Below are 11,637 nucleotides of genomic sequence, written 5' to 3'. Positions count from 1 at the left end.
TGGCCTCCATTCGCGGCTGCTCGATCTGGCAAAGCTCCTTGCGCCAACGGAAGAGCTGGCTGACATGGATACCGGCCCCACGGGCAATCTCCGAAAGAACCGCTTCCGGCTCGAGGCAGGCTGCAACGAGCCGCTCCTTATCCTCCCGAGACCAGCGCCTGCGGCGCTCGACAGATGTGATCACTGCAATCGGCTGCTTCGTCATACGACTACTCCTAGTGTTGCACTAGGACTTCCGATGTTCGCCATCACCGAACAAGGCGGCACTCACCGTGGGGTTACGAGACAATGAAACAAGCGGCGTTCTCAGAGGGGCCGTGATTTTATGTTTGGTCATAGAGTACGCCCAGAACCCGGCGTGCGGAAATCATCGTTGGCACGCCGGCGGCACCGTCCAGCATCTCCGTGGCGACCACCATCGACGACCCAAGGCCGCCGATCGTCTCGAACTGGCGGAGGTGAGCGAGGTTGCCAGAAAGGCTCGCGCCGACGCGCTTAAAGATGCTTGTCCCGTCGTCGAGCGTAACGGCGACGAGCTTCCCTTCCCATGCGTCGAGTTCGCTTGGAGTCAGTTCCGCACCGCCCAGAATGATCTGGCCGGGTAACGCAAGGGGCACGGCGCTGTCTTCGCGGACCCGGTAAGCGATCTCGATCCGACCGAGTTCCTGCACCATGTCGATTGCCGTCGCTTCGCCACCACCGGATGGCGGAGCCATATCGGTGAAAATCGCGCCAACGATGCGAAACAGTCGAACCTTACTCTCGTCATAGGTCATCGTCGGGCGTGGGATTCGGGGATCAGGCGTTTGCGCCGCGAGTGAAATACCAAGTGAGCCGGGCGCCTTGAGCAGCCGCCGCGCCAGCACGTTACCCTGATTCCGAGCAATCACGAGGTTTCGGTCGCGGCCGGGATAGGCTTCCGCCTCCACGATTGCGACCGCGCCGGATGGAACTGCGAAGCCCAGTGTCTCGCCTCGCACGTAGAACAAAGCCTTTCCGTCGAACCATTCGCCGTTGAGTTGTTCGGTGGCCATGTCCTGGGAGCCGCCGGCCGGTACCGAGCGGGAGAAGGCTGCAATGTCGGGGCAGATCGGCACCGAAAATGTAGGTCGCGCCATCGTTGGCAGAGACACGACGTTGGTCTCCGAGGCATCGGTCGGCGCCAGAGGTTCACGCCAACGATGCAATCGGAACTGCTCGTGCACCTTCTCGATCCCTGTCCGCAGGCGAACGAATGCGGGTTCGACGTCTTTCACATCGACATACGTGATGGATGCCCGTTCGCTGTGATGGGCCTTGTTGAGGACGCGTCGCGGATCCGCCCCATCGACCAGCCCAGGGTCACCGACGAAACGCCGCAGTACCGGATTGGAGAACAACTCGCCGCCGCCATTGGTTATCAGCGCGCGCAGTCGATCAAGCAGAGGGAAGAGGGTGAGCGCCTGCGTCGATGTCGCGTGGGCCGGCTCCGCCAAATCATCGAACAGATCGCCTAGACGTGCTTCGATAAAGACGCGCAGGTTAGATGCATAATCCTGTGCCGCGACCGCTGAATCGGGATTGTTGATAAATGCCTGCCGGAGCCGGTCGACCTCCTCGATGGTCGGCGACAAGCTCAGGGTCGGATGGACGCTGTTGATCGCGTGAACAGAGAGATGCTGGACACGATCGGCCATACGATTCTCCGCAACGACTGAACGGGCGAAACGGCGATCGTGGGTGGTGATGAGCAGTTGGGCGCCTGCCTCGGCAACTGCGGCAAGCCCATGCGCCAGTCTCTGACGGTTATCGTGATCGAGCAATTCCTGCGGATCGTCGAGAATGAGCAGCGAAAGCCCGCCACGCGTTGCTAGCACATGCTCCCGGAAAGCGAGAAAGAAGCCGAACAGTGCACCGCGCAGAGCGGAGGCGTTGGAAATGTGCTGCGCTGGCGCGGTGACACCCTCGCAGCCGACCTTGAGGTCCAGCACACCTCGGGCGTTCATGTCCGTACCGATGAGGTCGGGCGCAAAGGTCGTGGCATTGCGATAGATCGCGCGGCGCCAGTGTTCAGACCGATTGTGGAGTTTGCGGCGCAGCGTGTCGACCTGCGTCTGCGCCAAACCGCCGAGCGGGACGAGAAGGTTGAGCGCCGTGACCGCCCGCGCGCAAGCCGCGATACGGTCTTTTTTGGCGTCATAGTCTTTGCGCGCGGCTTCCATTCGGCGCACCTGTTCGCTCGCTGAATTGAGCGGGGCGACGCCTTCCACGATCCGAAGAAGCGAGGTCAAGCGCCTGCCGATCGCCCGATCTGCGTCTGCATCCCCATCGTCGCCGCGTCCCACCGTGTGCACAAGAGCTGTCAGCGCCATCCCGTTCTGCTCCCGCCATTCAGCGAAAGCCAATGCACGCACGATGCGATCGATCATCTGTTGCAGCCGGGCAGAGCCTGCCCGCAAAGCGGCGGGCAGCGATCGACCAGCCGGTTCCTGAAATTCTGGAAGTGCGGCAAGCCGTGCGTCGATCAACGCAACGGCATCAGTGCGTAACGTCGCCAAGGTACCGAGGAACGGTTCCGTTGCAAAAAGATCGTCAGCCAGACCAGCCCGAAGCAGCGCGGCAGGAGATGTGGGCAGGTCATGGCGCACTTCACCACTTATCGCCGGCGGCAGTTCCTGAAGGAGGCGCCCGCACCAATGCGCCGACCATTCGGCGATCGTCCGCGCAATCACCTCCCGGTCGCGTGCCGCCTCGACGAGATGATCGGTTACGGGCACCCCTGTCACCGGATCGCACGCGCCGTGAAGTTGACCGACGCAAACGGGGCAAGTGCCGTCGTCGACATGGGCATGATCGTGCATCCACGCCGATACCTTGGCATAGAGTTGGGCACGACGCGCCCGATCGGGATCGGCAGCCAACGTCGATAGCGTCGCGGCTTCAGCCTCCACCTGCGCCATCAATTCAACGACTTTGGCGGTCTCGGCAGCGTCCACCGTCAGCGCGGAAAGGCGGGTAATCGACGGCAATTCGCCGATGACCTTCAGCCCTTCGATTGCCGGGCGAATGCTGGCTTCAAGATCGTCGCGGGCCTGCTTGTTCTCCGCGTCGAACCCTGTACCGAGCACCTCTTTCGCTTCGCTCAATGCCTTGGCTTTGAGTTCGACGAAATGCTTCTCGATTTCAGCGATTCGTTCTTGTGCGCCTTCGGCATCTACCGTCGGCCGGTCTCCTTCAAATGCGATACTCGATGTTTCGGTGAGGATCGCGGCGAGGTCGTCGGCCGCTTGCTGATAGCGGCCCGCGATCTCCACTCTCTGCTTTTCAAGCTCGGGCGTCGCGGTCTTGGCAACACGGCCGGCCATCTTTTCGGCGTGCCGCGCGAGGTCCACGAGGTCAGCCAGACCAGTCAGTCGTGCCACCGCTTCGCCCAGCTGCGAAGTCGAACCGACCGAAAGGAACGGCAGCAATGCGGGCATGATCGTGGCGATCCGCCATGCGATAGGATCGATGCCTGTAGCGCCCAGATCAGGAGGCGTTTCGTTGATCTTGCCGCGAGTCGTGCGGATTTGTGAACGACGTAGCGGTGGCAATGGGGTGCCAGTCGAATCCAAAAATGTCAGTTCGACCCAGCTATCTGCGGGGATCGGCTGGCCATCCGCGGGAAGCTCGGCCGATTTGTGCGGCAACGGGGTGATCGCCGACATAGGGTGCGTCGTGGTCGCGCCATCGTCACGCAAAATCTCACATGCAAAATCCAGCGGCCCCTCTTCTGGCGGCCGCTGCGACCGGATCAGGTGGCCGGTTAGGCACCAGACAATCGCATTGGCGATCGAGGTCTTGCCCGAACCGTTCACGCCTTCCAGCAGCGTTACGGGCTTTCCCGGTTCAAACACGAAAGATGCCGGCGGGGCGCTTGGTCGGCCATAGGCGTGTAACCCCGCGAAGCGGTGCGCCTCGACCTTCACCAGACGCAAAGTCTTGATGGCGCGGTTACCACCGTCCTCGGCCGATGCTTCGATCGTCGGCGGAGGCGTGCCGATCATGTCTATGATCGCCTCGGTATCTCCGGCCGACAGATTTGCCTGCCATCTGCCACGATTTTGCCGATACCAGTCGAGGACCGCCCGCGCGTCGTCCGAAGCCATCGCGAGTTCATCGTCACCGCCGAGAGCCACGGCACGCCCACCGACCAGATCGGCGAGCAAGGCGTCGATTGTCAGCAGATGAATGTCACGCGGTGCTGGCGCGTCGTCGGCCATAATTCCCCCTTGGTCAGCTATACTGCTGGTTGATTCTTTTTATCGCATCACGATCTGAATTTCTTCAATAGATATTAGAAGAATCGCGAATCTCTGAGCTCCCCCCGAAAATCGGACAGTGACGGAAGCTGCGATCTGACGTCTGCTGGCCTCCCGGAATGAGGAGATCAGGACATGAGGAAACGCAGGAACCATGACGCGGGCTTCAAGGCTCGTGTGGCGCTGGAAGCCGTGAAGGGCGAGCGCACGGTGTCGGAGCTGGCTGCCGAATACGGGGTGCATCCGACGATGATCCATCAGTGGAAGAAGGCGCTGCTTGAGGGGGCGTCTGACATCTTCGAGCGCGGAGGCAGAACGCAGGCTGCCGAGGTCGATGAGGAGACGGTCCGGTCCTTGCACGCGAAGATCGGGGAACTGGCCGCCGCCAACGATTTTTTGTCGCGAAAGCTCAAGCCCTGGACCGGGAAGTGAGGCGCAAGATGATCGAACGCGACCATCCTGTGCTGCCGGTGGGTGCGCAGTGCCGCCTGCTGTCGATCTCGCGATCTTCGTTCTATTACATGGCGAAGGGCGAGACCGGGATGAATCTTGACCTCATGCTGCTGATCGACAAGCAGTTTCTGGAGACGCCCTTTTTCGGCGTGCAGCAGATGACGTGGCACCTGCAGAACGAAGGCCATGCCGTGAACGTCAAGCGCATCCGGCGGCTGATGCGGCTCATGCGCTTGATGCCGATCTACCAGAAGCCCGATACGAGCAGGTCCGCCAAGGGGCACAAGACCTATCCCTACCTGCCCATGCGCCGCGGCTTTCTCTATCTGGCCGCCGTCATGGATTGGTCCACCCGCAAGGTTCTGGCGTGGCGGATATCGAACACGCTGGAGGCCGACTTTTGCGTCGAGGCGCTGAACGAGGCCGTCCACCGCTTCGGCCCGCCCGAGATCATGAACACGGATCAGGGTAGCCAGTTCACGTCCTTCGCCTGGACTGACCGGCTGGAACGGCTCGGCACCCGGATCTCAATGGACGGCAAGGGGCGCTGCCTCGACAACATCTTCATCGAGCGGCTCTGGCGATCCCTGAAATATGAATGCGTCTACCTGCACGCCTGGGAAACCGGATCGCAGGCCAAAGCCGGAACCGGGTGCTGGATCACCTTCTACAACCACCATCGCCCACACACTGCCCATGGCGGACAGCCGCCCGCCGTGGTTTACTTCAACCACATTGAAACCGATCAGCAGGTGCAGGCAGTAGCTTAAATCAGCCGGAAATCTGTCCACGGATCGGGGAGTAGCTCAGGCATCGATCACGAACGCGACGTAAACGAAGCCCTGCCAGGTCGCCACATAGGTGAAATCTGAAAGCCACAGCATGTTCGGTGCGGGCGCGAAGAAGTGCCGGTTCACCCGGTCGAGCGGGCACGGCGCGGTCTTGTCGCTGATCGTCGTGCGGATTGGTTTGCCGCGAATGACGCCTTGAAGCCCCATCATTCTCATAAGCCGAGCGACGGTGCAGCGGGCGATGTCGTAACCTTCTCGCTGCAACTGCCGCCAGACTTTCCGCACGCCATAGACCTGGAAGGTCTCGTTGAACACCCGGCGTACCTCAACCTTCATAGCGATATCGCGCCGGGCGCGGGCCGGCAGGCGGTCCACGTCCGTGCGCTTGGCAATAACTTCATAATAGGTGGACGGGGCAATCGGCAGCAGTCTGCAGATCGGCTCGACCCCGAGCACCAAACGGTGTTCGCCGATGAAGGAAATCATCGCTTCAGTGGGCGGTCGAGCTCCGCCATCGCAAAATATGCAGAAGCCTTCCGCAAAATCTCATTGGCCTGACGAAGCTCGCGGTTCTCCCGCTCCAGAGCCTTCATCTGCTCCGCCACGTCACTCGGCAAACCTGCACGCTTGCCGCTGCCGACTTCGGCCTTCTTCACCCATTCATGGAGCGTATGCGCCGAGCAGCCGATCTTGGCGGCTATGGAAGATACTGCAGCCCAACGGGAAGGATGTTCGGCTTCATGCTCCGTCACCATTCGAACCGCGCGGGCACGGACTTCAGGAGAGAATTTGTTCGTAGTTTTGCTTGTCATAGACCCTACTTCTCACGAGTTGGGGTCTCCGGCAAACCCGGTACGGTTCAGTTGAGCATCTTCAAGGCGTGATGCGTCAGCATCGAAAGCCTTGGTATTATTTTGGCATCCGCGCCAGTGCATCGGCGAAATAGGGCCGGAAGGCCTCCGGATGCTCGGACATCGGGAAATGCCCCAGTTCCGGCATGATGGTCAGCGTCGCGCCGGGAATGGCATCGGCGGTGCGCTTGGCATCTTCCGGTGTGCAGGTCATGTCATAGGCACCGGCCATCACATGCACGGGCGCCCTGGCCGTGTCGATCCTGCCCAGAAGCGGGATCAGGCTGTCATCGCGGGTGTAGAAGGACAGATCCCCCCGGAACACGCCCGGCCCCGACTGGCGGAACATCCAGAGCGTCCAATTGCGCTCCTTTGCAGGCGCGTAAGGGGAAATGTTGGTGGAGACGAGCGCCGCCCCCATCTCGCCGCCATGGGCGTCGGGCCGGTCGAACCAGTCGATGTCATACCACGCGGGCTGGAAGTCCGAGGCCTCGATGGCGATGAAGCCTGCAAAAACACCCGGATGCCTCGCCGCGATCTGCAAGGCGATGCGCCCGCCCATGGAGCATCCGGCGAGAATGGGCCGCTCCAGCTTCAGTGCGGCACAGACAGCCAGAACCGTCTCGATATAGGCTTCCGTCGTCAGCAGGTATTCTTCCCGCTCGAAGCCTTCCGGCGGCAGGGACTTGCCGTGCCAGGGCATGTCGAAGGCGTGGAAGCAGTTGCCGGCCGTCAGTCCGGCGTCATTCAGCACATGGCGCCACTGGCGGGTGTCGGCGCCGGCCGTGTGCAGGCACAGGACCGGGCGGCCTTCGCCGGCCGTTTCCACATAGATGCGCTGCGCCCGGCCTTCGATGGTGAGGTTGAGATAGCGGCCCGTGATGGGTTCAAAGCTCATGCTGCAATCCCCTTGCGCGGCAGGGCGAGGACTTCCTTGATGAAGCGGAGGTTCTTGACGAGGCTCAGCATGTCGCCGTCGATGCGGCCGCGGCCTGTCTTCACCAGCGCGAAAATGTCGTGAAAGCCGGGTTTGGGATGCGCCTGCCAGAACTCGTTGAGCGCCTCCCGGTCCGTGCGGAAGGCAAAGCGCCAGGGCGTCTTGCGGCTGGGGCCGGGCTCCACCTTCACCAGCTGCCCGTCGCGGAAGGTGAGGTAGATCTCCTCGCCGTCAATCCCGATGAGAACCGTTTCGCAGAACAGCCGTCCCAGCCGCAACAGATCCGGCCTTGCGGCGATCGTCTGCGCCAGTCCTTCAAATACCGTGATCATACTCATGTCCGCGTTCCGCCCTCCTGCGCTGCTGGAGGCAGAGGCTCGCCGCTGCCGGGCTGTGCGGCAATGATCCTGCCGGTATGTGCTGATACCGGGCAGCAGCTGCCCAAGCTTAAGGCTTGCCGGGCGGCGTCTCAGTCCTGAGTATCGGCCCATACCCGCGCCGTCATTGGCGCAGCCCGGACCGGGGCGGATAGTTCTGCCACGGGAGGCGCGGCGCAACACCTTCTGCACCCGCCGCCGCGAGGGAGGTTCGCATGAGCAGTGTCACGATTGAGAATGTCACCGGTGTGGTGATCGAGTCCCTGGGCAAGCATGGCCCGATTACAGACCGCAACAGGGAGATCATGACCTCCCTCGTCCGTCACCTGCATGACTTTTGCCGGGACGTGAAGTTGCAGCATCACGAATTCATCGCCGCCTGCCAGTATCTGGCCCGCGCCGGTCAGGTCTGCGACGACAAGCGCCAGGAGTTCATCCTGCTGGGCGATATTCTCGGTGTCGAGGTGCTGTGCGACATGCTGACCAATTCGGTCGAGGGCACGGAGAGCGAGTCCACCGTGCTCGGGCCCTTCTACCGTGAGCATCCGCCGGTCCTGCCCAAGGGCGCAACCACCGCACAGACCCACTTCGACGGTGAGGAGACCGTCTATGTGGAAGGTTACGTGCGCGATGCGGAAGGCAAGCCGGTGGCCGGTGTCACCATCGACATCTGGGAAGACGCGCCCAACGGCCTTTATGAAAACCATGACCCGGCCCAGCCGGACTTCAACCTGCGCGGCCGCTTCGAGACCGACGAGAACGGCCACTACGCCATGCGCGCGCTGCGCCCGGTGCCCTATCCGATCCCGGACAACGAGACGGCCGGCGAACTGCTGCGCATGATGGGGCACCACCCCAACCGCCCGGGCCACCTGCACATGCTGCTGGCCAAGGACGGCTACCGCACGCTTGTTACGCAGATCTACGATTCCGAGTCCCGCTGGCTGGACGAGGACTCCGTCTTCGCCGTCAAGGACAGCCTGATCGGCACCTTCGAGCCGGGCCGCGCCGAACACGGCACCGACCTCTACCTGCGCTTCGACTTCGTACTGAAGGACGCCGCCGCCGAACAGCAGATCGCTGCCGAATAACCGGCAGGAACTGAGCGAAAACAAGGGCCGCCCCGTTATTTGCGGGGCGGCCATTGGCGTGGTTCCGGACGTGGCGTCAGATATCTCTCTCCGCGCCGCCCCGGCCTCGTGCCGGGGCCTGTAAGGGATGCAAGGCCTGTCGATACTCAGGCTGAATTTGCCTTCCTTGCCGGATGCTGGAAGTTGCAGCCCTGCGCCCCTGACGGGTCCCGGCACGGAGGCCGGGACGGCGCGGGTTGAGGGGCTGGTGTGGCACCCAACAGGAAATGCCAATTGGCAAACCGCTTCCTCAAGGGCGCATTGGAGTTGAGGCACGCGGTTGGGGAGCGTTCCGCCTGCGGCTGTTTGTGCGCCGCAGCATATGAATTACTTCACAATTCACGTTTTCTGCATCATGCTCCCTCAGGAGCAGAGGGGAGGCTGCCGGACATGAACATCAAGCAGCTGGAGTATTTCATCGCGCTGGCAGAGGAGCTGCATTTCGGCCGGGCGGCGGAGCGGCTCGGCATGGCGCAGCCGCCGCTGTCCCGCCAGATCAAGCAGATCGAGGAAGACCTTGGCGCGCTGCTGTTCAACCGCGGGCGCAACGCCATCACGCTGACGCAGGCCGGCGAGCGGCTTTATGCGCGCGGCACGGCGCTCCTGTCCGAGTTTGCCGACATCAAGCTGGAGATCCGCCGCATTGGCCAGGGGGCGGAAGGGCGGCTGCGCATCGGCTTTGTCGGCTCAGCCACTTACGGCCTGTTGCCTGCGGTTCTCAAGAGCTTCCGTGTAGCCTGCCCGCAGGTCAGCCTCAGCCTCTACCCGATGAACAACGGCGACCTGCACCGCGCTCTCGTGCGCCGGGAGATCGACATTGCCATCGCCCGCCCGGCCATCGAGGATGCGGAGGTCATCAGCCGCAAGCTGGTGGATGAGGAACTGGTGGCGGCCGTGCCCGAAGCGCTGGATCTTGCCCCCCGGCCCATCCGCCTGCCGCAATTGCAGGAGGAGACCTTCATCCTCTATCCGGAAACCCCGCGCCCTTCCTTTGCTGACTTTGTTTTGAAAGCCTGCCGCGATGCGGGAACGGAGGTGACGCGCCGCGTCTTCACCATGGATCTGCAGACCGCGCTGGCGCTTGTCTCCGTGGGGGAGGGGGTGACCATCGTGCCGAAATCCGTCGGCGCGGTGCAGCGCAACGGCATCCGCTTTCACGCGCTTGAAGGCTTTGCGGCCCGCACGCCCATCTCCGTCAATCACCGGCTGGATGAACAGGGCATCCACGTGCACAATTTCGTCGTCACCGCCCAGAAGGTGGCGCGCAAGCTGATCTGATATCAATGCTCGATGAGCCTGACTTGACAAGCGTTGGTTAAGCCCGGGCGGCGCCTGAGCAATTTCAAGGCGTGATGCGTCAGTATCGAGAGCCTTGGTATGAGTGTCACTGGCCCGCGATGGCTGTCTGATGCCGTGTGCGGTCACGGCGGTAGAAGGCCACCTTGTCCGCGTCCAGCGCAACGCCGATGCCGGGACCTTGCGGAATGGCAACGGTGAAATCCTGATAGTGCAGCGGCTCGGCCAGAATATCTTCGGTCAGCAGCAGCGGCCCGAAGAACTCGGTGCCCCACTGCAGCACGGGAACGGTGGCGAAAAGCTGCAGGGCTGCAGCCGTGCCGAGCCCGCTTTCCAGCATGGTGCCGCCGTAGAGTTCGATCCCGGCAGCATTGGCAATGGAAATGACATCCCGTGCCGGGGCCAGCCCGCCGGACTGGCACACCTTCACCGCATAAACATCCGCCGCCGGACCGGCCATGGCGACCCGCATGGCATCGCCAGGGCCTTGCAGCGCCTCATCGGCCATGACGGCGATCTCATAGCCATCCGTCAGCTTGCGCAGGGCGGAAAGCTCATCCCGGCCCACCGGCTGTTCCACCAGAATGCAGCCGGCGTCCTGCAGCCCCTTCAGGCCCCAGCGGGCATCCTGCAGGCTCCAGGCCTGATTGACATCGACCCGCACCGTGCCGCGTCCGCCGATTGCCTTGGCAATCGCTGCCACATGAGCAATGTCATCGCGCACCGCGCGCTTGCCGATCTTCAGCTTGAAATCCCGGTGCCGCCGCTCGTCCAGCATCCGCTCCGCCTCGGCAATGTCCGTGGCGCTGTTGCCGGAGGCGAGCGTCCAGGCGACGGGCAAGCGCTCATGAATGGCACCGCCAAACAGGGCAGAGACCGGCACGCCCAGCCGCCGGGCAAGGCCATCCCAGAGCGCAGTCTCGACGCCAGCCCGGGCAATCGGATTGCCGCGCACGGTCTTGTCCATCAGCGCCCGCAGCGCCGTGATGCGGTTGCCATCTTCGCCGGTGAGGGCAGGGGTGATGTAGCTGTCGATGGCCAGCTTGATGCTTTCCACACTCTCCGGCCCGTAGGACAGCCCGCCGATTGAGGCACCTTCGCCAAGGCCTTCCGAGCCATCGGAAAAGCGGATGCGCACCAGTACCACGGACTGCGACTGCATGGTCGTCATGGACAGCACATGCCCCCGGATTGTCGGCACGTCGATGATGATGGTCTCGATCATCTCGATCCGGGCGGGATGGGAAAGGGCTGCTGCGGTCATGATGGGCCTGTGGTCGTTGTGCATGGGCCAGAGCATCAATCCCCGGTGGGGCGCTGTCCAATACCTCACGGGTTTGACGCGATACCGGCCTTGCTGCCGGGGCTGTCTCCTCCGTTCCCGTGACCACACCACCGCACTGCGGAAGAAATCCGGCATACTAGCATATGAGATTCGGGCATCCGGCGGCCTGATGGCGCCCCGCAGCCGTACTGTCCGGGCCTATTGTTGAGTTTCCTGCAATTTAATTTAGCTTCCAAA

7 protein-coding genes, 2 pseudogenes and 1 other annotated feature are annotated in these 11,637 nt (G+C 62.6%); of the genes and pseudogenes, 3 read left to right on the top strand and 6 right to left on the bottom strand.

Features of this window, described 5'->3' with window-relative positions:
* Positions 1 to 205: transposase (locus H163_RS0116095; RefSeq protein WP_019965636.1), on the bottom strand; the 205-nt coding region annotated here is incomplete at its 3' end.
* A gap of 118 nt (positions 206 to 323) precedes the next feature.
* The gene (locus tag H163_RS0116090) at positions 324 to 4,241 is read right to left on the bottom strand and encodes an ATP-binding protein (protein ID WP_019965635.1); all 3,918 of its coding nucleotides are present in this window, start codon (positions 4,239 to 4,241) and stop codon (positions 324 to 326) included.
* Positions 4,242 to 4,415: 174 nt separating this feature from the next.
* Here H163_RS0116090 and H163_RS0116080 point away from each other — a divergent pair.
* Positions 4,416 to 5,503, top strand: a pseudogene (locus H163_RS0116080) (IS3 family transposase).
* 42 nt (positions 5,504 to 5,545) lie between these two features.
* On the opposite strand, the pseudogene H163_RS24040 reads toward H163_RS0116080, so the two are convergent.
* The 3 genes and pseudogenes from H163_RS24040 to H163_RS0116060 form a co-directional block, all read right to left on the bottom strand.
* Positions 5,546 to 6,336, bottom strand: a pseudogene (locus tag H163_RS24040) (IS3 family transposase); the annotation flags it as partial.
* Positions 5,936 to 6,052: a sequence feature (AL1L pseudoknot), on the bottom strand. Its footprint overlaps the pseudogene before it by 117 nt.
* Positions 6,337 to 6,433: 97 nt before the next feature.
* Positions 6,434 to 7,273, bottom strand: a complete 840-nt coding sequence (locus H163_RS0116065) for an alpha/beta fold hydrolase (RefSeq protein ID WP_019965630.1) — start codon at positions 7,271 to 7,273, stop codon at positions 6,434 to 6,436.
* Positions 7,270 to 7,650, bottom strand: a complete 381-nt coding sequence (locus H163_RS0116060; RefSeq protein WP_208975421.1) for a hypothetical protein — start codon at positions 7,648 to 7,650, stop codon at positions 7,270 to 7,272. Before H163_RS0116060 ends, H163_RS0116065 begins: the two co-directional genes overlap by 4 nt.
* Before the next feature lie 254 nt (positions 7,651 to 7,904).
* Between H163_RS0116060 and H163_RS0116055 the strand changes: the two genes are divergently transcribed.
* Positions 7,905 to 8,780, top strand: a complete 876-nt coding sequence (locus H163_RS0116055; RefSeq protein WP_019965628.1) for a dioxygenase family protein — start codon at positions 7,905 to 7,907, stop codon at positions 8,778 to 8,780.
* 429 nt (positions 8,781 to 9,209) lie between these two features.
* The gene (locus tag H163_RS0116050; protein WP_019965627.1) at positions 9,210 to 10,097 is read left to right on the top strand and encodes a LysR substrate-binding domain-containing protein; all 888 of its coding nucleotides are present in this window, start codon (positions 9,210 to 9,212) and stop codon (positions 10,095 to 10,097) included.
* A 106-nt stretch (positions 10,098 to 10,203) separates the two neighbouring features.
* On the opposite strand, the gene H163_RS0116045 is transcribed toward H163_RS0116050, so the two are convergent.
* Complete coding sequence (locus H163_RS0116045) at positions 10,204 to 11,379, bottom strand: muconate/chloromuconate family cycloisomerase (RefSeq protein ID WP_026355933.1); 1,176 nt, start codon at positions 11,377 to 11,379, stop codon at positions 10,204 to 10,206.
* Positions 11,380 to 11,637 lie beyond the last annotated feature (258 nt).

Source organism: Pannonibacter phragmitetus DSM 14782, assembly GCF_000382365.1.
Taxonomy (GTDB): domain Bacteria; phylum Pseudomonadota; class Alphaproteobacteria; order Rhizobiales; family Stappiaceae; genus Pannonibacter; species Pannonibacter phragmitetus.
The sequence above is the reverse complement of the archived record's forward strand: the minus strand, read 5'-3'. Positions and strand labels throughout refer to the sequence as shown.

Excerpts from the sequence above, each read along its gene's own strand:
- H163_RS0116090 (WP_019965635.1), bottom strand. The coding sequence starts at position 4,241 with ATGGCCGACGACGCGCCAGCACCGCGTGACATTCATCTGCTGACAATC.
- H163_RS0116065 (WP_019965630.1), bottom strand. The coding sequence starts at position 7,273 with ATGAGCTTTGAACCCATCACGGGCCGCTATCTCAACCTCACCATCGAA.
- H163_RS0116060 (WP_208975421.1), bottom strand. The coding sequence starts at position 7,650 with ATGAGTATGATCACGGTATTTGAAGGACTGGCGCAGACGATCGCCGCA.
- H163_RS0116055 (WP_019965628.1), top strand. The coding sequence starts at position 7,905 with ATGAGCAGTGTCACGATTGAGAATGTCACCGGTGTGGTGATCGAGTCC.
- H163_RS0116050 (WP_019965627.1), top strand. The coding sequence starts at position 9,210 with ATGAACATCAAGCAGCTGGAGTATTTCATCGCGCTGGCAGAGGAGCTG.
- H163_RS0116045 (WP_026355933.1), bottom strand. The coding sequence starts at position 11,379 with ATGACCGCAGCAGCCCTTTCCCATCCCGCCCGGATCGAGATGATCGAG.